Genomic DNA, 19790 nt, shown 5'->3' on the forward strand with positions numbered 1-19790 from the left:
AATGTGGGAGGGGGCCCCCTCCCACATTTGGATTGGGTTTACAGCGCGCGGTTAGAAGTCGCCCCACAGTTGTTGCGCGACTGCCAGCGCAACTACCGGCGCGGTCTCGGTGCGCAACACGCGCGGGCCGAGGCGAGCAGCATGGTAGCCGGCGTCTTGAGCGGTTTGGACTTCATTATCGGTCAGCCCACCCTCGGGACCGATCAGGAACGCCAGGCTCGAAGGCTTGGCATGGCTGACCATCGGCTCGGCCACCGGGTGCAGCACCAGCTTGAGGTCGGCCTCGGTCTGCTTCAGCCAGTCCGCCAGCAACAGCGGCGGGTGAATCACCGGCACCGTCGAACGCCCGCATTGCTCGCACGCGCTGATCGCCACCTGGCGCCAGTGCAGCAGGCGTTTGTCGGCGCGTTCGTCCTTGAGGCGCACTTCGCAGCGCTCGCTGAAAATCGGCGTGATCGCGTTGACGCCCAGTTCCGTGGCTTTCTGGATCGCCCAATCCATGCGCTCGCCCCTGGACAGGCCCTGGCCGAGGTGGATGTGCAGCGGCGATTCGGTCTGGCCTGCGAAGTGTTCCGTCAGTTGCACGGTGACGCGTTTTTTACCGACCTCCAGCAACGTGCCGCAAAACTCTTGCCCGGAGCCGTCAAACAATTGCACGGCGTCACCTTCGCCCATGCGCAGCACGCGGCTGATGTAATGCGCCTGGGCTTCGGGCAGTTCAACGTCGCCGAGGCTCAGTGGGGTGTCGGTGAAAAAACGGGACAGTCTCATTTCGGTTCTCTGCAAAATTCAGGTAGGAGCGATCAGCCTGGGTCGCGATAGCCCGGGTGGAAGTCTTTTGGCACGGCGACGCTGACCTTGCTGTTGGTCGCGATATCGATGCCTTCACTGGCAACTTGCGCCAAGAAGTCGATCTGCTCCGGCGTAATCACATACGGCGGCAGGAAATACACCACGCTGCCCAACGGGCGCAACAGGGCGCCGCGCTCCAAGGCATGCTCGAACACCTTGAGGCCACGGCGTTCCTGCCATGGGTAGGCGGCCTTGGTGGCCTTGTCCTGGACCATCTCGATGGCCAGCACCATGCCGGTCTGGCGCACTTCAGACACATGCGGATGATCGACCAGATGCGCGGTGGCCGTGGCCATGCGCTGGGCCAGGGCCTTGTTGTTTTCGATGACGTTGTCTTCTTCGAAAATATCCAGGGTCGCCAAAGCCGCCGCGCACGCCAGCGGGTTGCCGGTGTAGCTGTGGGAATGCAGGAAGGCGCGCAGGGTCGGGTAGTCGTCGTAGAACGCGTCGTAGACATCATCGGTGGTAACCACCGCCGCCAGTGGCAAGTAGCCGCCCGTCAGGGCCTTGGACAGGCACAGGAAGTCCGGACGAATACCGGCCTGTTCACAGGCGAACATGCTGCCGGTGCGGCCGAAGCCCACGGCGATTTCGTCGTGGATCAGGTGCACGCCGTAGCGGTCGCAGGCTTCGCGCAGCAGCTTTAGGTAGACCGGGTGGTACATGCGCATGCCACCGGCGCCCTGGATCAGCGGTTCGACGATCACGGCGGCGACGCTGTCGTGGTTGTCCGCCAGGGTCTGTTCCATGACCTGGAACAGGGTGCGCGAATGTTCTTCCCAGCTCACGCCTTCGGGGCGCAGGTAGCAATCGGGGCTCGGCACTTTAATGGTGTCGAGCAGCAGCGCCTTGTAGGTCTCGGTAAACAGCGGCACGTCACCCACCGACATCGCGGCGATGGTTTCGCCGTGGTAGCTGTTGGTTAACGTGACGAAGCGCTTTTTGTTCGGCAGGCCGCGGTTGAGCCAGTAGTGGAAGCTCATCTTCAGCGCGACTTCGATGCACGACGAGCCGTTATCGGCATAGAAGCAGCGGGTCAGGCCCTCGGGGGTCATCGCGACCAGGCGTTCGGACAACTCGATCACCGGTTGGTGGCTGAAGCCGGCGAGGATCACGTGTTCCAGTTGGTCGACCTGGTCCTTGATGCGCTGGTTGATGCGCGGGTTGGCATGCCCGAAGACGTTGACCCACCAGGAACTGACGGCATCGAGGTAGCGCTTGCCTTCGAAGTCTTCCAGCCAGACGCCTTCGCCGCGCTTGATCGGGATCAGCGGCAGTTGCTGGTGGTCTTTCATCTGGGTGCAGGGATGCCACAGCACCGCGAGGTCGCGTTGCATCCACTGGTTGTTCAAGCCCATCGGTGATCTCCTCGAAGCGGTCCTGCGGGCGGCGCAGGTGAAACAATCGCGCAAGCCTATGCAATGGACGGCTGTGTCACAACCCATTACGCATGAATTGGCAGTAAACACAGGACGGACTGTCACGTTTCTTCTGGATAGTCCTTAATCATTGGTTAATTTACTGTTCATACCCTCAAGATCACATTTCTCGATATTTCAAAGCGAAATTTTCCGCTTTAATTCGATAGGTAAACCGCTAGTCTTGGCGCAGCTCTTTCGGGATTAAGTTCATGCAGTTACGCAATTCACCGGCCCGCTATGGCTGGGTCAGTATGGTTTTGCACTGGGGCGTGGCCCTGGTGGTGGTTGGCCTGTTTGCCCTGGGCCTGTGGATGGTTGGCCTGGACTACTACAGCGCCTGGCGCAAAGACGCGCCGGACCTGCACAAGAGCATCGGCATTACGCTGTTTGCGATCATGCTGGTGCGCATTGTCTGGCGGCTGGTCAGCCCACCGCCGCCGCCATTGGCCAGCTACAGTCGCTTGACCCGGATCGGCGCGGCATTCGGCCATGGGTTCCTGTACCTCGGGCTGTTTGCAGTGATGATTGCCGGTTACCTGATTTCCACCGCCGACGGTGTCGGTATCCCGGTGTTTGGCTTGTTTGAAATTCCCGCCGTGGTTTCCGGTCTACCGGACCAGGCAGACACCGCCGGCGTGGTGCATTTGTATCTCGCCTGGGTGTTGGTGGTCTTCGCCGGCTTGCACGGCGTGGCTGCGTTGAAACACCACTTTATCGATCGCGATGCGACCCTTACGCGAATGCTGGGGCGCAAAGCCTGATGTTCAACCTCGACTCACAAGGAATAGAAAGCATGTTGAAAAAGACCCTCGCTGCTCTGGCAATCGGTACCGCGCTGCTGTCGGCAGGCCAGGTAATGGCCGCTGACTACAAGATCGACAAAGAAGGCCAGCACGCCTTCATCGACTGGAAAATCAGCCACCTGGGCTACAGCTACATCCACGGTACCTTCAAGGATTGGGATGGCACCTTCAGCTGGGATGCCGCCAAGCCTGAAGCCAGCAAAATCGCAGTCGACGTGAAAACCGCCAGCCTGTGGTCCAACCACGCAGAACGTGACAAGCACATCGCCAGCAAGGACTTCCTGGACGTCGCCAAGTTCGCTGACGCCAAGTTCGTATCCACCGCGGTTAAATCCACCGGTGAGAAAACTGCTGACGTGACCGGCGACCTGACCTTCCACGGCGTCACCAAGCCAGTGGTCTTCAAGGCCACCTTCAACGGTGAAGGCAAGGACCCATGGGGCGGCGAACGTGCCGGCTTCAACGCCAAGACCACCGTTAACCTGAACGACTTCGGCATCAAAGGCCCAGGTCCGTCCTCGCAGACCGTTGACCTGGACATCTCGCTGGAAGGCGTGAAGCAGAAGTAATCAGCTTCTCTGCGTTACTGTCAAAGCGCCGACCTCAGGGTCGGCGTTTTGCTGTGTGCAGGATGCCAGGCTGTCTTGATAGAGGGCGATCTGGTTCTTGAGCCAGTGATGCAGATCGCTCAGCGCTGCCGAAGGTTTGCGGCCGGCAGGCCACACCAGGTAGTAGCGTGAGGCGTGCGCCGGCTCGACCTCTGTCAGCTTGACCAACTCCCCGCGTTGAAGCAGCCCATGGGCAATCGAGCGTCGGGTCAGTGCGACGCCGTGCCCAAGCCTGACGGCTTCGAGCATTAACGTGGAGTCGGTGAACTCCAGCGAAGCGTGAGGGCGTACCCCTTCCACGCCAGCGGCGCCAAGCCAGATGGGCCAGCTTTCACTGGCGTGCAACAGCGGCAGCTCGAGGACGGCTTGCGCCGTGTCCGGCAGGACGCCGTGGTTGAAGTCGCGCGCGGCGACCACCAGCAACGAATCCCCCATCAAAGCCTCGCAATGCACATCCGGCCACTGGCCGTGGCCGAAGCGGATCGCGCCATCGAGTGGGCCTTGCCCGAAATGGCTGAACTCCATGCTTGAATCCAGTCTCAGGTGCAACTCGGGGTGAGCGGCCCTGAAGTCATGTAAACGCGGGAGTAACCAATGCATGGCATAGGAGGGCAATACTGAAACGGTTAACTGCGGGTGTTTGGTTTTCGCCAATAACTTTTCGGTTACCCCGGCGATCTCGCCCAGTGCCTGTCTGATCTGGTAGGCATACACGCGGCCCTCATCAGTCAACGTCAGCGAGCGTTTGCTGCGAATGACCAGCGCCAGGCCCAAATACTCTTCAAGCGAGCGGATTTGATGGCTGACGGCACTGTGGGTGACGTGCAGTTCGAGCGCGGCCAGGTTCACCTTGCCCAGCCTGGCCAAGGCCTCGAAGGCACGTAACGCCGCGAGGGGAGGGAGTTTCAATAGGTGAATTCCTTTCACGTAAAAGCCTAATAATAGCCGCTATACCTGAAACGAGTGGGCTACCGATAATGGCGCGAAGTTATTTATTCAACTAACACCGTTCTCGGAGTTGTGCTCATGATTGAGGAAATTCAAGCGTTTCTGAAAGACTACTTTAATGTCTTACAAACCCAGGACTTGAAAAAGTTCGATCACGTATTCCATCGTGGCTGCGTGTTATACAGCGCGCAGAATTCAGTGGTGGTGGTTCGACCGTTCGAGGAATACCGGAGCATGGTTGAGGGGCGTGAATCGCCGCGGGCCGGCGGTTTTCCGCAACTTGATGAAGTGTTGATGATTGACGTGATGTCGCCGGAAATGGCCATGGTCAAAGTACGTTTGCGCTTGTTCAATAACCTGATGGTGGACTACTTGAACTTGATGAAAGTGGAGGGGCGCTGGATGATCTTTGCCAAACTCTTTCACAAGGCCGGTGAAGTAACGGCTTAATAAGCCAAGCGCCGCATACAAAAACGCCCCAAACAGTCGGGGCGTTTTTTGTATGGAAAAACTCAGCGGTTGCGGGTCAGCAGCGCTGGTTTTTCACCACGAGGACGGCCTGGCAACTGATCCAGTTGCTCGGGTGTCGGGAAGCGGTCGGCTTTCGACTCCTTGTGGATGATTTTGGGGGCTGGGCCGCCGCGCGGGTTCTGCACCGCTGGCTCGGACGAACGAGGCTGGTCGTCACGGGCCGGACGGCGGTTGTTGCTGCGCGAATCTTCGCGACGAGCCTGGCCGTCACGCGGTGCGCCGTTACGCGGGCCGCTGCGTTTGGCAGGTGGCGTACCGGTGGTGCCGCCGCTGCTGTTGCGTGGGCCGTTCTGACGAGCGCCCTGAGGCTGGCCGCTGCGTGGTGCCGCGGCGCCTGCGCCCTGTGCCGGTGCGCCTGGACGACGACCACGGCCCTGTGCCGGTTTGGCCTGGGGCACGTAGTCAACGCGGTTACCGAAGTTATCCACGTCGTCGTCGAGGAACTCGTCCGGCGCGCGGTCGGCGGCTGCGCGTGGCGGCTGGCTCGGCTGGCGCTGTTCGCGTGCCGGGGTGCCTTCGCGTGGTTTCTGCTCACGGGCTGGGCGTTCGCCACGGCCGTTGGTTGGCGCTTTGTCTTTGCCGCCCTTGTCTTTGCCCTTGTCGCGACGACCACCGCCACCACCGCCGCCGTTCGGGCCATCGCCCTTCGGCCCGCGTGGGTTGCGTGGGTTACGCACATCGGGACGTTCGCGTACTTCAGGCTTCTCGGCCTCTACCGCGCTGGCATCGAAGCCCATCAGGTCGCCGTCGGCGATTTTCTGCTTGGTCATGCGCTCGATGCTTTTGAGCAGTTTTTCTTCGTCCGGGGCTACCAGGGAGATGGCTTCACCCGAACGACCGGCACGGCCGGTACGGCCGATACGGTGCACATAGTCTTCATCGACGTTCGGCAGCTCGAAGTTGACCACGTGCGGCAGCTGGTCGATATCCAGGCCGCGGGCGGCGATGTCGGTGGCCACCAGGATACGCACGGAACCGGCCTTGAAGTCGGCCAGGGCTTTGGTGCGTGCGTTCTGGCTCTTGTTGCCGTGGATGGCGACGGCGGTGAGGCCGTGTTTGTCCAGGTATTCGGCCAGGCGGTTGGCGCCGTGCTTGGTGCGGGTGAACACCAATACCTGCTCCCACGCGCCATGGGTAATCAGGTGGGCCAGCAACGAGCGCTTGTGGCTGGCGGCCAGGCGGAAGACGCGTTGTTCGATACGCTCGACCGTGGTGTTCGGCGGCGTGACTTCGATGCGTTCCGGGTTGTGCAGCAGCTTGCCGGCCAGGGCGGTGATGTCCTGGGAGAACGTTGCCGAGAACAGCAGGTTCTGACGTTTGGCCGGCAGGCGGGCGAGGACCTTTTTCACGTCATGGACAAAGCCCATGTCGAGCATGCGGTCGGCTTCGTCCAGCACGAGGATTTCCACGTGGGACAAATCGACGCTGCCTTGGCCGCACAGGTCGAGCAAACGACCGGGGCACGCTACCAGCACGTCAACACCACGGGACATGGCCTGAACCTGCGGGTTCATGCCGACGCCGCCGAAGATGCAGGCGCTGACGAACTTCAAGTCGCGGGCGTACAGCTTGAAGCTGTCATGCACCTGGGCGGCCAGTTCGCGGGTTGGGGTCAGGACCAGTACGCGCGGTTGGCGCGGGCCGTGACGCTGGGATTTGTCCGGGTGACCGTTGGGGAACAACCGCTCCAGGATCGGGAGGGCGAAACCGCCGGTTTTACCAGTACCTGTCTGAGCCGCAACCATGAGGTCGCGACCTTGCAACACGGCGGGAATGGCCCGCTGTTGCACCGGAGTAGGCTCGGTATAGCCCGCTGCCTCGATGGCGCGGACTAAAGCCTCGGAGAGACCGAGGGAAGCAAAGGACATGAGTAATCCTGTTTTAGTTAGGGCTTGGCCCAAAGGGATAATCTTGCCGGGCGTGAATGGCGCTTAGGGGAGCGCAACCCCGTCCGGTCCTGCTGCGCCTGGCGGGCACTCCACCGGCTCGCGCGGGCTGAAAGCTGCGCTGTAGCGGGGTTGGGTGCCTTTTTCAAGACCTCAGCGGCCGGGCGTGAGCCTGGCGGAAAGGCCGGAGTATAACAGAGCAATCACTGTGCGCTGCTTTCCTGCTGCTCAACGGTGTGTCCTGAGGCCGTAATATCGGGGATTGCGCCATATTTTTCACTCAAGATGGCGTAGGCCGGTTCCTGTTTAAAGCGTTTGAGTTCGGCGGCGAAGCGTTGCGCCAGCAGGTCCATGCCCGCGCCACGGCGCACGGCGAGGTATTGCTGCTGGCGGCTGATAACGATCGGCGCCTGGCTGACCATACCCTCCAGGCCCATGGCCTTGATCACATGCTGGCCGACCCGCCGGTCGGTAATGACCAGGTCAATGCGCCCCAGCAGCAATTTGCCGAAGTTCGCCTCGTGACTGGGTGCCGGCTCACGCTTGAACAATGTGGAATCGCTGAAAGGCGCGCCATACAGGTAGCCCGGCGAGGTGCCCACCGACAGGCCTTGCAGGTCGTCGAGGCGGCGGGCCAGGTGAGGGCGCGCGTTGGCATAGAACAGCACAAACTCGACCTCTGACAGCGGTTCGCTGGGGTACAGCAACAAAGCGTCGCGGTCGTGGCTGTGGAAAATATCCAGCGCGCCGTCGGCCTGGCCTTGCTCAAGCATGGCCAGGCAACGCTTCCAGGGAAGGAATTGCCATTGCACCTCTACGCCAAGGCGCTGGAACACGATCACCGTGGCTTCATAGTCCAGCCCATGCATGACGCCCTGCTCGTCATACACATACGGCGCCCAGGGCTCGGTGACAATGCGCAATTTCTCGCCATAAGCGGCCAGGCTCAGGCAAGTGAAAAGGGCAGCGGTCAATAACTTCAGGATGACGGGCATGCCTGAGGTTACGACGCCGCTGCGCTAAAGAGAAGCTCTGGCGCACGCCTGTGCGGGCGAGGGCGCGCAAATAAAAAGGCCCTCGTATTGACGAGGGCCCGGGTACCGCAGGGCAAGCCTCAGCGGGGCAGCTTGAGGTTGTTCCAGATAGCAAGGCTCGGCTCAGCCTGGTTCAGGGTATAAAAGTGCAACCCTGGCGCGCCGCCTTGCAGCAGGCGCTCGCACATTTCGCTGATGACCTGTTCGCCGAATGCCTGGATGCTCTTGACGTCGTCGCCGTAGGCTTCCAGTTGCTTGCGTACCCAGCGTGGGATTTCGGCGCCGCAGGCATCGGAAAAACGTGCCAGCTTGCTGTAGTTGGTGATTGGCATGATGCCCGGCACGATCGGGATATTCACACCCAGTGCCCGCACACGCTCGACGAAATAGAAGTAACTGTCGGCGTTGAAGAAGTACTGCGTGATCGCACTGTCGGCGCCGGCGTTGGCCTTGCGCACGAAATTCTTCAGGTCTTCTTCGAAGTTACGCGCCTGGGGATGCATCTCCGGATAGGCTGCTACTTCGATATGAAAGTGGTCGCCGCTTTCTTCGCGGATGAAGCTCACCAGGTCATTGGCGTAGCGCAACTCGCCGCTGGCCATGCCCATGCCGGACGGCAGGTCGCCACGCAGGGCGACGATGCGCTTGATGCCGGCTGCCTTGTATTGAGTCAGCAGGCCGCGCAGGTCGGCCTTGCTGTCGCCCACGCAGGATAAATGCGGAGCGGCGGGAACTTTGACTTCGCTTTCCAACTGCAACACGGTGTTGATCGTGCGGTCACGGGTCGAACCGCCGGCGCCGTAGGTGCAGGAAAAGAAGTCGGGTTGGTAGCTGGCCAACTGCTTGGCAGTCGCCATCAGTTTTTCATGCCCAGCATCGGTCTTGGTCGGGAAGAACTCGAAGCTGTAGCGACGGTCTTGGGACATGGTCGTATCCTTGGAAACTCAAAAAACCGGAAAGTGTTCACCGTCAATGTGGGAGCGGGCTTGCTCGCGAAGGGTCGTGTCAGTCGACATAAATTAACAACTGACACTCCGCCTTCGCGAGCAAGCCCGCTCCCACACAAGCTCGCTCCGACAGGGAGAGAGCGGGCTACTTAGTAACGGTAAGCATGCGGCTTGAACGGGCCTTCAACCGTCACGCCGATGTAGTCGGCCTGGGTCTTGGTCAGTTGAGTCACCACGCCGCCGAAGCCGCGGACCATCTCCAGGGCCACTTCTTCGTCGAGTTTCTTCGGCAGGACTTCCACGGTCAGGCGCTCGGCTTTCTGGGCCGGCGACAGGTCGGCGTATTTCTGGCCGAACAGGAAGATCTGGGCCAGTACCTGGTTGGCGAACGAGCCATCCATGATGCGGCTTGGGTGGCCGGTGGCGTTGCCCAGGTTAACCAGACGGCCTTCAGCCAGCAGGATCAGGTAGTCGTCGTTCTGTGGGTCGAAAGCGCCGGCACCGGTACGGTGAACCTTGTGTACCTGTGGCTTCACTTCTTCCCATGCCCAGTTCTTGCGCATGAAAGCGGTGTCGATTTCGTTGTCAAAGTGACCGATGTTGCAGACAACGGCGCGCTTTTTCAGGGCCTTGAGCATGTTCGCGTCGCAAACATTCACGTTGCCGGTGGTGGTCACGATCAGATCGATCTTGCCCAGCAGAGCCTTGTCGATGCTCGCTTCGGTGCCGTCGTTGATACCGTCGATGAACGGCGAAACCACTTCGAAACCGTCCATGCAGGCCTGCATGGCGCAGATCGGGTCGACTTCGGAGACTTTAACGATCATGCCTTCCTGACGCAGGGACTGGGACGAACCCTTGCCCACGTCACCGTAGCCGATCACCAGGGCTTGCTTGCCCGACAGCAGGTGGTCGGTGCCGCGCTTGATGGCGTCGTTCAGGCTGTGACGGCAGCCGTACTTGTTGTCGTTCTTGCTCTTGGTCACCGAGTCGTTGACGTTGATGGCCGGGATTTTCAGCTCGCCCTTGGCCAGCATGTCCAGCAGGCGGTGCACGCCGGTGGTGGTTTCTTCGGTCACGCCGTGGACGCGGTCGAGGATGGCTGGGTACTTCTTGTGCAGCAGCTCGGTCAGGTCGCCGCCGTCGTCGAGGATCATGTTGGCATCCCAAGGCGCGCCATCCTTGAGGATGGTTTGCTCCAGGCACCACTCGTACTCTTCTTCGGTCTCGCCTTTCCAGGCGAATACCGGGATACCGGCGGCAGCGATAGCGGCAGCGGCCTGGTCTTGAGTGGAGAAGATATTGCACGACGACCAACGCACTTCGGCACCCAGGGCAACCAGGGTTTCGATCAGCACGGCAGTCTGGATGGTCATGTGGATGCAGCCGAGAATCTTCGCGCCCTTGAGCGGTTGCTCTGCGGCGTACTTGCGACGCAGGCCCATCAGGGCAGGCATTTCGGATTCGGCGATAAAGGTTTCGCGACGGCCCCAGGCAGCGAGGGACATGTCGGCGACTTTGTAGTCGGTGAAATCTGCAGGCGTGATTACAGCGCTCATAGAGAGCCTCCATTCGTAGTGTGCGAATGGGCGCCGTTGTGCGTTTAGTATCCAGCTGGACGACCAGGCCGGACAACGCCCCATCCGAGCCTGACAGGCCAAGCCTGCTGCAGCGCCCCTCGGACAGGTGGCGGGAGAACGGTATCAATTGAAGATGACCGTTTTGAAGCGGTGGCGATTATAGCTGTGTGCGCCGGACTTCCCAAGCCTTTCTGTCGGCGGCATGAAGATCGCTCATGGGCTTGATAGGTAATGGCTCATAGAGCTTGGGCCTGGGCTCTGCCATGATGTTGCCCATCATTTCGCAAGACGCTTTGGAGTGACCATGAACTTCCACACCCGCAAATGGGTAAAACCTGAAGACCTCAACCCCAACGGCACCCTGTTCGGTGGCAGCCTGCTGCGCTGGATCGACGAAGAAGCGGCGATCTACGCCATTGTCCAGTTGGGCAACCAACGTGTGGTGACCAAGTACATCTCCGAAATCAACTTCGTCAGCGCCTCGCGCCAGGGCGACATCATCGAGTTGGGCATCACCGCCACCGAATTTGGTCGCACCTCCATCACGCTTACCTGTGAAGTGCGCAACAAGATCACCCGCAAAAGCATCCTGACGGTTGAGAAAATGGTCTTCGTCAACCTCGGCGAAGACGGTTTGCCGGCACCTCATGGGCGTACCGAAATCAAGTACGTCAAAGACCAGTTTCAGGAATAACCCCATCGCGCGTTGATTGTTTGCCGAATCATTGCGCATGGAAATTACCTGGCCACTGAACAGCCATCGCTGGGGCGTGTCGTAGCTACAGGCACCCCTTGGATTCTGGACCTCATGGCCACACACGAAGACGGCAACACCCCCAACCTGTCGCAGGAAGAGCAGCAGGACGTGGACAAGAGCCAGCCGCCTCGGGCAGCGGTGCTGCATGAAATCATCCGTACCCAGGGCGACCAGGAGCTTGAGCGCAATGTCGCCGCCCTATGGTGGTCGGCATTGGCGGCGGGTCTTACCATGGGCCTGTCGTTGATGGCCATGGGGCTGCTCAACTCACGCCTGCCGGACGCTGAAGGCTTCAAGGTCATCGCCAGTTTTGGCTATTGCGCGGGCTTTTTGGCGGTGATCCTGGCGCGTCAGCAACTGTTTACCGAAAACACCCTCACCGCCGTGCTGCCCGTGATGAGCAAACCCACGCTGGCCAACTTCGGGCGCCTGTTGCGGCTATGGACGGTGGTCTTGGTGGGCAACCTGTGCGGCACACTGTTGGTCGCTTACGTGATGCTGCACCTGCCGATCTTCGATACCAAGACCGACCTGGCCTTCCTCGAGATCGGGCGCAAGGTCATGGAAAACCATCCTGGCCAGATGTTCGCCAAAGGCATCGTCTCCGGTTGGATGATCGCGACCATGGTGTGGATGATCCCGTCGATGGAAAGCGCCAAGATGTGGATCATCATTCTGATCACTTACCTGATGGCCTTGGGCGACTTCACCCATATCGTGGTGGGTTCAGCGGAAGTGTCCTACCTGGTGTTTGCCGGCGAACTGCCGTGGAAGGATTTCTGGCTGGTGTTTGCCGGCCCGACACTGGCGGGCAATATCATCGGCGGCAGCTTTATCTTTGCCCTGATCAGCCACGCGCAGATCCGCAGCGAAGGCAGCCTGCCGGGCAAGAAGGCTGCAGACCCGAGGCATCCGCAGCAGATTGACAAGAACCAGTGAATGTCAGGCGTGGCCCGGGGCGGTCCGGTTGTGCGCTTGACCCTCATGCGCGCGATCGAACCTTTCGGCGCGCCACGGCTCCTAGCGGGTAGGTGCGATGTCTGATGTTTAGTGCTAAAACTCTAATTGCTGCATAAAACTACATAAGGAATGAGTGATGACGGTTGCTTTCTGGTGTGTGTTAATCGCCATTTTTCTGCCTTACCTGTGTACAGGTGTGGCCAAGTTCAGTGACGGCAAATTCGGCGCGCGTGATAACCACGACCCTCGGGCTTTTCTGGACAACCTCGAAGGGGTTGCCAAACGTGCCCACAGCGCACAGCTCAACAGCTTTGAAGTGACGCCGGCGTTCGCGGCGGCGGTGATTATCGCCCACCTGGCCGGCACCGCCGAACTGGTGACCATCAACGTGTTGGCCGTGCTGTTTATCACCAGCCGCCTGCTGTACATCATTTGCTACCTGGCCGACTGGGCGATATTGCGTTCGCTGGTGTGGACGGTGGGCATGGCCTTGATTGCGAGTTTCTTCTTTGTCTCGATCTAAGGTCTGATGCAGGCCCAGTGTGGGAGCCCGCTCACCACACTGGGCCTGCTTCACATTTTGACTTTCAGTGTCTGTCAGCTCCCGGCGGGTGCATCCGGCACCTGCGGCAACGCCGCGCCTTTAGGCCACAACATCCAGATTTGCCCCTGCTGCTTCATGTTCCCCGCCAGTTCACCCGCGGCTTCGCCGGTGCCCCAGAACAAATCCGCGCGTACTTCGCCGGTGATTGCACCGCCGGTATCTTGCGCGGCGACAGGGCGTGCCAGTGGCGTGCCGTCGGGCTTGGTAGTCGACAGCCACAACAGGCTGCCCAGCGGAATCACCTTGCGGTCCACCGCCACGCTGTAGCCGGCGGTGAGTGGCACGTTCAGCGAACCGCGCGGGCCTTCGTTGCTGTCAGGGCGAGCACTGAAGAATACGTAGCTGGGGTTGCTGGCCAGCAACTGCGTAATTCGCTCCGGATGCGCCTTGGCCCAGGCGCTGATCGCGCCCATGGTCACGTCTTCTTTCTTCAGCTCGCCTTGTTCCACCAGCCAGCGGCCGATAGGACGATACGGGTAGCCGTTCTGGTCGCCATACCCGACGCGCAGTTGACGCCCACCCTTGAGCTGAATGCGGCCGGAACCCTGGATCTGCAGGAACTGCAGGTCCATCGGGTTGGTCAGCCAGGCGATCGGTTTGGCGGTGGAGCCTTGGCCGTTGATGGCGCCGGCGTCGTCATAAGGTTTGAGTACACGGCCCTCCAGGCGGCCACGCAGGCGTTTACCCTTGAGTTCGGGGTAGATGCTTTCCAGGTTGACGATGATCAGGTCGTCCGGCACGCCGTACACCGGCACATTTGCTGTGGCGGTCTTGGTCAGGCTGCCGGGATAGACCGGTTCGTAGTAGCCGGTGATCAAGCCGTTCGGGGTATCGTCGGCCGAGCGCAGGCCGAACACATCCAGGCGCTCCTTGAGAAAACCCCGCACGGCTGGCGCATTGCCCGGCACCGTGGCCGCCGCCGCGCAGGTCGCGCCCCATACAGGGTCGGCCTTGAGGCGCTGGCAGGCACTGCGCCAGGATTCAAAACCCGCTAGCAGGTCGCTGTCGGACACCGCCGGCAGGGCCTCCCATGCCGCGCTCACATAGGTGGCGACGGCGTGGGGTTTGGCGGGTTCAACAGAGGGGGTTTGTTTACCGCTATCCTTGCCCGCGTCGCAGCCGGCCAGCAGTGCGATCATCGGCAGAGCCCACGCCAGGCGGCGGCTCCAGGGGTTCAACGAGAGGTTCATGCAAGCGATTCCTGAAGTGGTCGCCCGCGCCGTAGCGCCGAGGGGCAACCCTTATTATTAATAGGGCTATTGGTGTTTACGGACGGGGCGGGGATACTGGCCACCGTTTCCCGTGACCCTGAGCCACCATGACTTGTAAAAAAATGACGGTTGTACTGCTGGCCTGCCTGGCATTGTCTGCCTGTGGCGGCGTTGATCCGAATTCGCCGCTGGGCCAGCGCAAGGCGATCTTCAAGCAAATGCTCAAGACCGCTGAAGACCTGGGCGGCATGCTGCGCGGGCGCATCCCGTTCGATGGCGCGAAATTCGCCGAAGGCGCGGTCAAGCTTGACGCGCTGTCCCATGAACCGTGGCAGCACTTCCCGAGCGTACGAGAAGAAGATCACACCAGCGCCAAGGACGACGTGTGGCAAAAACAGGCGCAGTTCCAGCAACTGGCCCGCGACCTGGAAGCGGCCACCGGTGAATTGGTGATCGCCAGCCAAGTTCAGCCCTACAAGGCCAGTAACCTTTCGCCTGCCATACAGAAAGTCGAAGATGCGTGCAGCGCTTGCCATAAACAATTTCGAGACCATTGACCGGGTTTACTGGTCGAGTTCTTCCACGGCGTCCTGCAGTGCTTTGCGGGACTCGGCGAGTTTGTCTTTGCGTTTGTTGATCTTGTCGGCATCGCCCTTTTTCATCGCCTTGTCGAGGTCGGCCTGGCGGCGGCTGACTTCATGCTTGGCGTCGAGCACCTTGTTTTCCCACTCCTTTTTCAAGGAGGCGTCGGTGCAGTGGGCGGTGACTTCGCTCAGGGCTGTTTCCAGGCCTGCCTGTTGTTCGCTGTTGCCGTGAGCCTTGGCTTGTTCGATCTGGGTGGTGATGGCTTGGCGCTTGGCGGCACAGCCAGTGAGTGGGGAAGCTTCCTCGGCTGCCAGCAGAGGGGTGGCCATAAAGCTTGCGACGGTCAGTAGGGCAAAAGGGGCTAGACATTTCATGTGGGGCTCCGGGGTCGTAAATGGCAGGGTGAATTCTGCCGTGGTTTGAAGGTGGCTGGGTGCGGTCAAAACCCGTCTATTCCGGCCACGTGTAATGTTTCGGCCAGCGCCTGTACCTGCGGGTCGCGAAAAAAAGCACTCAGTTGCGCTGCGCGACCTGGGCCTATGCCATCGATAGCCAGCCAGGCCTGGGTGTCTCTGGCGGCCAGCGCCTGCCAGTCGCCCTTGAGGTTGTTGCGTGCCGCAGGCGGTACGCCCATAGCTTTGAGCCATTGTGCAAAGGGCCGTTGTCGCGCGCTAGCGAGGCTGTCGAGCAGCCGCGCGCGGCTTTGATCGCCGAAGCCGTCAATGTTAGCAAGCTCTGCCGCATCCAGGGTCAACCAATCGAGAAAGCCTGCGATTAGACCCGCCTGGATCAAAGCGTTCCACGTTTCGCGGCCCAAGTAGGGCAAGGCCAGGCCCTGGTTGCCACTCAGCCAGGTGAGGCGCGCCAGCAACTGGTCTTCGCAGCCGGGGTCCAGTTGCCAGCAACTCAAGGCATGGAAGTCGCGAGGGTCGGGTACTGCAAGGTCGAGCCGGGTGGCATTGCGCAAAATTACCTGGTCCAGGCGAGGGATCACCTGCCCCGCGAGGCTGATGGACACCTGGTCGCCGGGGCGTATATCCAGCGCCTGCCAGCGTTTCAAAGAGCCGGCGCTGACCCGGCTGATCTGCCGGTCATCCAGCCGTACCGGCTCCAATTCCAGAATGGGTGTAATGCGCCCGGTTCGACCGATCTTGAACCGCACCTTGCGCACCAGGGCCAAGGCTTTGGAGGCCGGGTACTTCCAGGCTACAGCCCAGTAAGGCGCACTGGCCCGCCAGCGCTCGGCGGGCGCGCGCGATGCCTGGTGCAACACAACCCCGTCGCTGGCGAAAGGCAGTGGGTGGTTGTACCAATAAGTACGCCAGTGCGCGGCTTCGGTGATGTTCTGCACGGGGTGGCTGTAACGCTGACTGTCGGTGAAACCCCAGCGTGCCAGCGTGGCCAGACGCTCGCTGAACGCCGTAGGGCCTTCGGGCCAGGCCCAGACAAACAGGCCGATGCCGGCGGCGTCGGTATCGCTCAAATGTTTACGGTTCAGCAGCCCGGATACTTTGCTGCGAGCATTGCGCCCGCCCTGGGCCGATTGCACATGGTCGTTGAGGCGCCAATAGAGTTCGCCTTGCAGCACCAGGTCGATGGGTTCCGGCAGTTGCTGGACAATGCCCGGGATCTTGCGCGCGGAGGCGGACCAGTCCTGGCCGAGCACCCCATCGCCGCGACTGACCACCTGCTTCAAGCGGCCCTGGCGATACACCAGCGTCACCGCTACGCCGTCGACCTTGGGTTGAATCCATACGTCCTGGCGGGTGCCCAGCCAGGCGCCCGCCGCCTGTTCATTTGGCAGTTTTTCCAGGCCGGTATGCGCAATTGGGTGAGGCACGGTACCCCGTGAGCTGGCCAGCGGGTTGCCCGGTGCCGCGCTGGTCGGGGCGAAGCACTCGCGCCAATGGGCCAGGCGCTGGCGAGCCTGGTCGTAGAGTTCATCATGGACAGGCGATTGGCCGAGACGGTGATAACTGTCATCCCACAGGCGGATCTGTTCGGCCAGGGTGCTGACCTGTGTCCGGGCTTCGTCCGGGCAGGCTTCGGCCCAGACCCGGTAGGGTAACGCGATGAGTAAAAGGGCGATCAATAAGCGCATCGTGAGCATCCTTGCTCGGAAGGGGCGCCCAGCCTAAATGAACTCCTCAGGCATAAAAAAGCCCCGGCAGTGCGGGGCTTTTTGCGAGGTGTTTCTGCTTACTTGAACAGACCGCCCAGGGCTTTCACGGCATCCGGCTTATCAGCCTTGGCTTCCTGGGTTTGCTGCTTGGCGTCGGCCTTGGCCTGGGCTTCGGCGAGTTTGTCACAACCTTTGTTGATCTGGTCTTGCGCTGCTTTGAAGGCCTTCACTTTCAAGGTGTCTTTGCTGGCTTCGGCCGCATCGATCTTGGTTTGCAGGTCTGCGGATTGTTTCTGGCAGTCGCCGGAATTGCCGCCACCCAACTGGGAAGTCAGGGCGCCGCTCAGTGCGCTCAGGTCAGCGGCGTGGGCCGGCAGGGCGAACAGGCTGAGCAAAAGGGCGGCGGGGGCGAGCGTGGAGATGCGCATGAAAAACCTCAATGTTCGATTGCCTGCACGCTGATGAGTCCCGGGCGGGCGCAGCGCAATATCCAAATTAGGTTAAGGGGCCCGAGAGGGCGCGGATTCTAGTGGGCCATTATTTAGCCTGCAAGGTTTGGATCCAAAAAATGTGAACATCACCGCGAAACACCGGGCAATAAAAAGCCCCGCCGGGCGAACCCGGCGGGGCTTTGGGGTGCGGCGAGCGATTACAGGCCGGCTGCCGTGCGCAGGTCGTCGGCGCGGTCGGTTTTTTCCCAGGTGAAGGTGGTGAAGGTGTCGTCACCGACGGTTTTCTGCGCAGGGGTACGGCCGAAGTGGCCGTAGGCTGCGGTTTCCTGGTACATCGGGTGCAGCAGGTCGAGCATGGTGGTGATCGCATAAGGGCGCAGGTCGAAAACCTCGCGCACCAGTTTGACGATCTTGTCATCGCTGATCTTGCCGGTGCCGAAGGTATTCAGCGAGATCGATGTAGGCTGCGCTACGCCGATCGCGTAGGAAACCTGAATCTCGCAACGTTCGGCGAGGCCGGCCGCCACAATGTTCTTGGCCACGTAACGACCGGCATACGCTGCGGAACGGTCAACCTTGGACGGGTCTTTACCCGAGAACGCACCACCGCCGTGACGGGCCATGCCGCCGTAGCTGTCGACGATGATTTTGCGACCGGTCAGGCCGCAGTCACCCACTGGGCCACCGATGATGAACTGGCCGGTCGGGTTGATGTGGAACTGGGTGTCCTTGCTCAGCAGTTCGGCAGGCAGCACGTGCTTGACGATCAGCTCCATCACGCCTTCACGCAGGTCGGTGTAGGAAACGTCCGGGTTGTGTTGGGTCGAAAGAACCACAGCGTCGATACCGACGACTTTTCCGCCTTCATAACGGCAGGTTACCTGGGACTTGGCGTCCGGGCGCAGCCATGGCAGCAGGCCGGATTTACGCGCTTCGGCCTGACGCTGCACAAGCTGGTGCGAGAAGGTGATCGGCGCCGGCATCAGCACTTCGGTTTCGTTGCTGGCGTAGCCGAACATCAGGCCCTGGTCGCCGGCACCCTGGTCTTCCGGCTTGGCGCGGTCGACACCCTGGTTGATGTCCGGGGACTGCTTGCCGATGATGTTCATCACGCCGCAGGTCGCACCGTCGAAGCCGACGTCGGAGCTGTTGTAGCCGATGTCGGTGATCACGTCACGGACGATCTGCTCCAGATCAACCCAGGCCGTAGTGGTCACTTCACCCGCGATGATTGCTACACCGGTTTTCACCAGAGTCTCGCACGCCACGCGGGCGAACTTGTCTTGCGCAATGATGGCGTCCAGCACCGCATCAGAAATCTGGTCGGCGATTTTGTCCGGATGCCCTTCAGACACGGACTCGGAGGTGAAAAGGGAGTATTCGCTCATCTCGATGTTTTCCTGATATTACCGATGGTGAGTGTCGCCAGCCGGTCGCTGAAAGTGGCGGACCTGGATCTGGAAACCATTACGTAAGCCTATATAGAGGCTTTCCCCGGGAACGAGCCCCGCAGCGGTGGCCCAACGGGCCAGATCGTCCTGTTCAAATCCCAACCAGAGATCACCGCAGGCCTCCCTGGCCCAATTCTGGTTGTGGCTGCATAAATCCGTAACCAGCAGGCTACCGCCGGGGTGCAGCAACCCGGCCATTTGCTTGAGCGCGTCGGCAGGGGCGGCGAAATGGTGCAAGACCATGTTCAGCACCACGCAGTCGGCCTTGATCGTCGTGCTGTTGAGCGCGTCAGCCAACTGCAGGCTGACGTTGCCCAGTGCCTCGCGTTCGCACAGCTGGCGCGCCAGTTCGAGCATGGCCGGGCTGTTATCCAGCGCAGTGACCTGCTGGAAGCGGCGCGCCAGTTCCGGCAGGAAACCGCCATCCCCTGGGCCGACTTCCAAGGCAGTTGCCCCTTCACTGAAGCTCAGCTTGTCCAGCAGTGCCAGTACGCTGTCGCGGTATTGGGCAAGACCGGCAATCAGGTCTTGCTGGGCGCGAAATTTCTCGGCCACCCGTGCGAAAAAGTCTTGGCTCGCCGCTGCGCGCTGCCCATGGACCTGGCTGATGCGCGACTGTACGTCGCCGGGCAGGCTCAGGTTGTCGACTTCTTCAAGCAACGCGGCATGCAGCTTGCCGCCGAGCAAGTCGGTATGGGGCAGGGCGCGGCGGTAGAAAATTGCATTGCCCTCGCGGCGAGTGGCCACCAGGTCGGCCTGGGACAGCACCTTCAAATGGTGGCTCATGCCCGATTGGCCGATGGCGAAGATCTTCGCCAGTTCCAATACGCCGAAGGAGTCATTGGCCAGTGCGCGTAAAACGTTCAAGCGCAGCGGGTCTCCAGCGGCCTTGCACAGGGCTGCCAGTTCATCGCCGTCGTCTGGACGTAGTGAGGGCACGGGTAGGTTCATAAGGCCAGCAGTCTAGTGACGGGCGGGCATACCCGCAAGGTCAATATCAAAAAGTTTTGATATTGATCGATAAGTGGCGGTTATAAG

At 60.8% G+C, this 19790-nt stretch carries 20 protein-coding genes and 1 riboswitch; of the genes, 7 read left to right on the top strand and 13 right to left on the bottom strand.

The features are described from left to right. Positions 1-51 precede the first annotated feature (51 nt). Both AB4O23_RS06090 and AB4O23_RS06095 read right to left on the bottom strand, forming a co-directional pair. Complete coding sequence (locus AB4O23_RS06090) at positions 52-771, bottom strand: 16S rRNA (uracil(1498)-N(3))-methyltransferase (RefSeq protein WP_065879331.1); 720 nt, start codon at positions 769-771, stop codon at positions 52-54. A gap of 32 nt (positions 772-803) precedes the next feature. After that, a complete protein-coding gene (locus tag AB4O23_RS06095; protein ID WP_460062604.1) occupies positions 804-2210 on the bottom strand; it encodes an adenosylmethionine--8-amino-7-oxononanoate transaminase in 1407 nt (468 codons plus the stop codon). Positions 2211-2482: 272 nt separating this feature from the next. On the opposite strand from AB4O23_RS06095, the gene AB4O23_RS06100 reads away from it, so the two are divergent. Continuing rightward, a complete protein-coding gene (locus tag AB4O23_RS06100; RefSeq protein ID WP_017531002.1) occupies positions 2483-3034 on the top strand; it encodes a cytochrome b in 552 nt (183 codons plus the stop codon). Between the two features lie 32 nt (positions 3035-3066). Next, positions 3067-3645 (top strand): YceI family protein, encoded by a 579-nt coding sequence (locus AB4O23_RS06105; RefSeq protein WP_305393829.1) that lies wholly within the window; start codon positions 3067-3069, stop codon positions 3643-3645. Here the strand turns inward: AB4O23_RS06105 and AB4O23_RS06110 are convergent, their stop codons facing one another. Then, on the bottom strand, positions 3646-4593 hold the full coding sequence (locus tag AB4O23_RS06110) for a LysR substrate-binding domain-containing protein (RefSeq protein WP_068938106.1): 948 nt from the start codon (positions 4591-4593) through the stop codon (positions 3646-3648). Between the two features lie 117 nt (positions 4594-4710). Between AB4O23_RS06110 and AB4O23_RS06115 the strand changes: the two genes are divergently transcribed. Beyond that, a complete protein-coding gene (locus tag AB4O23_RS06115) occupies positions 4711-5082 on the top strand; it encodes a nuclear transport factor 2 family protein (RefSeq protein WP_017531005.1) in 372 nt (123 codons plus the stop codon). A 62-nt stretch (positions 5083-5144) separates the two neighbouring features. Here AB4O23_RS06115 and AB4O23_RS06120 read toward each other — a convergent pair whose 3' ends face one another. From AB4O23_RS06120 to ahcY, 4 genes are all read right to left on the bottom strand, one after another. After that, positions 5145-7031, bottom strand: a complete 1887-nt coding sequence (locus AB4O23_RS06120) for a DEAD/DEAH box helicase (protein WP_017531006.1) — start codon at positions 7029-7031, stop codon at positions 5145-5147. A gap of 221 nt (positions 7032-7252) precedes the next feature. After that, on the bottom strand, positions 7253-8044 hold the full coding sequence (locus tag AB4O23_RS06125) for a substrate-binding periplasmic protein (protein ID WP_017531007.1): 792 nt from the start codon (positions 8042-8044) through the stop codon (positions 7253-7255). 119 nt (positions 8045-8163) lie between these two features. Next, the gene (gene metF / locus AB4O23_RS06130) at positions 8164-9009 is read right to left on the bottom strand and encodes a methylenetetrahydrofolate reductase [NAD(P)H] (protein WP_017531008.1); all 846 of its coding nucleotides are present in this window, start codon (positions 9007-9009) and stop codon (positions 8164-8166) included. A gap of 170 nt (positions 9010-9179) precedes the next feature. Further along, entirely contained in the window at positions 9180-10589 is a 1410-nt protein-coding gene (gene ahcY / locus AB4O23_RS06135) for an adenosylhomocysteinase (RefSeq protein ID WP_017531009.1), read from the bottom strand. 21 nt (positions 10590-10610) lie between these two features. Beyond that, positions 10611-10716, bottom strand: a riboswitch (S-adenosyl-L-homocysteine riboswitch). 198 nt (positions 10717-10914) lie between these two features. Between ahcY and AB4O23_RS06140 the strand changes: the two genes are divergently transcribed. The 3 genes from AB4O23_RS06140 to AB4O23_RS06150 all read left to right on the top strand — a co-directional run bounded on the left by AB4O23_RS06140 (position 10915) and on the right by AB4O23_RS06150 (position 12850). Continuing rightward, positions 10915-11304 carry an acyl-CoA thioesterase gene (locus AB4O23_RS06140; RefSeq protein WP_017531011.1) on the top strand — a complete coding sequence of 130 codons (390 nt, stop codon included), beginning with the start codon at positions 10915-10917 and terminating at the stop codon, positions 11302-11304. Between the two features lie 114 nt (positions 11305-11418). Further along, positions 11419-12306 carry a formate/nitrite transporter family protein gene (locus AB4O23_RS06145; RefSeq protein WP_065879334.1) on the top strand — a complete coding sequence of 296 codons (888 nt, stop codon included), beginning with the start codon at positions 11419-11421 and terminating at the stop codon, positions 12304-12306. 157 nt (positions 12307-12463) lie between these two features. Next, positions 12464-12850, top strand: a complete 387-nt coding sequence (locus tag AB4O23_RS06150; protein ID WP_116078186.1) for an MAPEG family protein — start codon at positions 12464-12466, stop codon at positions 12848-12850. A 74-nt stretch (positions 12851-12924) separates the two neighbouring features. Here AB4O23_RS06150 and mltA read toward each other — a convergent pair whose 3' ends face one another. Further along, complete coding sequence (gene mltA, locus AB4O23_RS06155) at positions 12925-14121, bottom strand: murein transglycosylase A (RefSeq protein WP_017531014.1); 1197 nt, start codon at positions 14119-14121, stop codon at positions 12925-12927. 128 nt (positions 14122-14249) lie between these two features. On the opposite strand from mltA, the gene AB4O23_RS06160 reads away from it, so the two are divergent. Beyond that, a complete protein-coding gene (locus AB4O23_RS06160; RefSeq protein WP_017531015.1) occupies positions 14250-14699 on the top strand; it encodes a c-type cytochrome in 450 nt (149 codons plus the stop codon). 6 nt (positions 14700-14705) lie between these two features. On the opposite strand, the gene AB4O23_RS06165 is transcribed toward AB4O23_RS06160, so the two are convergent. The 5 genes from AB4O23_RS06165 to AB4O23_RS06185 all read right to left on the bottom strand — a co-directional run bounded on the left by AB4O23_RS06165 (position 14706) and on the right by AB4O23_RS06185 (position 19703). Next, a complete protein-coding gene (locus AB4O23_RS06165) occupies positions 14706-15101 on the bottom strand; it encodes a DUF1090 domain-containing protein (RefSeq protein WP_460069997.1) in 396 nt (131 codons plus the stop codon). A 65-nt stretch (positions 15102-15166) separates the two neighbouring features. After that, complete coding sequence (gene ligB / locus AB4O23_RS06170) at positions 15167-16828, bottom strand: NAD-dependent DNA ligase LigB (protein WP_068938109.1); 1662 nt, start codon at positions 16826-16828, stop codon at positions 15167-15169. 98 nt (positions 16829-16926) lie between these two features. Further along, positions 16927-17277: a hypothetical protein gene (locus AB4O23_RS06175; protein WP_017531018.1), complete on the bottom strand. Its 351-nt coding sequence runs from the start codon at positions 17275-17277 to the stop codon at positions 16927-16929. 221 nt (positions 17278-17498) lie between these two features. Then, a complete protein-coding gene (gene metK / locus AB4O23_RS06180) occupies positions 17499-18689 on the bottom strand; it encodes a methionine adenosyltransferase (RefSeq protein WP_017531019.1) in 1191 nt (396 codons plus the stop codon). An 18-nt stretch (positions 18690-18707) separates the two neighbouring features. Next, positions 18708-19703 carry an ArsR/SmtB family transcription factor gene (locus AB4O23_RS06185; RefSeq protein ID WP_017531020.1) on the bottom strand — a complete coding sequence of 332 codons (996 nt, stop codon included), beginning with the start codon at positions 19701-19703 and terminating at the stop codon, positions 18708-18710. Positions 19704-19790: the final 87 nt, after the last annotated feature.

This window comes from Pseudomonas sp. H2_A10 (assembly GCF_054680085.1).

Bases quoted from the DNA above. Each gene is read 5' to 3' on its own strand.
- AB4O23_RS06090 (WP_065879331.1), bottom strand. From the start codon at position 771: ATGAGACTGTCCCGTTTTTTCACCGACACCCCACTGAGCCTCGGCGAC.
- AB4O23_RS06095 (WP_460062604.1), bottom strand. From the start codon at position 2,210: ATGGGCTTGAACAACCAGTGGATGCAACGCGACCTCGCGGTGCTGTGG.
- AB4O23_RS06100 (WP_017531002.1), top strand. From the start codon at position 2,483: ATGCAGTTACGCAATTCACCGGCCCGCTATGGCTGGGTCAGTATGGTT.
- AB4O23_RS06105 (WP_305393829.1), top strand. From the start codon at position 3,067: ATGTTGAAAAAGACCCTCGCTGCTCTGGCAATCGGTACCGCGCTGCTG.
- AB4O23_RS06115 (WP_017531005.1), top strand. From the start codon at position 4,711: ATGATTGAGGAAATTCAAGCGTTTCTGAAAGACTACTTTAATGTCTTA.
- AB4O23_RS06120 (WP_017531006.1), bottom strand. From the start codon at position 7,031: ATGTCCTTTGCTTCCCTCGGTCTCTCCGAGGCTTTAGTCCGCGCCATC.
- AB4O23_RS06125 (WP_017531007.1), bottom strand. From the start codon at position 8,044: ATGCCCGTCATCCTGAAGTTATTGACCGCTGCCCTTTTCACTTGCCTG.
- metF (WP_017531008.1), bottom strand. From the start codon at position 9,009: ATGTCCCAAGACCGTCGCTACAGCTTCGAGTTCTTCCCGACCAAGACC.
- ahcY (WP_017531009.1), bottom strand. From the start codon at position 10,589: ATGAGCGCTGTAATCACGCCTGCAGATTTCACCGACTACAAAGTCGCC.
- AB4O23_RS06140 (WP_017531011.1), top strand. From the start codon at position 10,915: ATGAACTTCCACACCCGCAAATGGGTAAAACCTGAAGACCTCAACCCC.
- AB4O23_RS06145 (WP_065879334.1), top strand. From the start codon at position 11,419: ATGGCCACACACGAAGACGGCAACACCCCCAACCTGTCGCAGGAAGAG.
- AB4O23_RS06150 (WP_116078186.1), top strand. From the start codon at position 12,464: ATGACGGTTGCTTTCTGGTGTGTGTTAATCGCCATTTTTCTGCCTTAC.
- mltA (WP_017531014.1), bottom strand. From the start codon at position 14,121: ATGAACCTCTCGTTGAACCCCTGGAGCCGCCGCCTGGCGTGGGCTCTG.
- AB4O23_RS06160 (WP_017531015.1), top strand. From the start codon at position 14,250: ATGACTTGTAAAAAAATGACGGTTGTACTGCTGGCCTGCCTGGCATTG.
- AB4O23_RS06165 (WP_460069997.1), bottom strand. From the start codon at position 15,101: ATGAAATGTCTAGCCCCTTTTGCCCTACTGACCGTCGCAAGCTTTATG.
- ligB (WP_068938109.1), bottom strand. From the start codon at position 16,828: ATGCGCTTATTGATCGCCCTTTTACTCATCGCGTTACCCTACCGGGTC.
- AB4O23_RS06175 (WP_017531018.1), bottom strand. From the start codon at position 17,277: ATGCGCATCTCCACGCTCGCCCCCGCCGCCCTTTTGCTCAGCCTGTTC.
- metK (WP_017531019.1), bottom strand. From the start codon at position 18,689: ATGAGCGAATACTCCCTTTTCACCTCCGAGTCCGTGTCTGAAGGGCAT.
- AB4O23_RS06185 (WP_017531020.1), bottom strand. From the start codon at position 19,703: ATGAACCTACCCGTGCCCTCACTACGTCCAGACGACGGCGATGAACTG.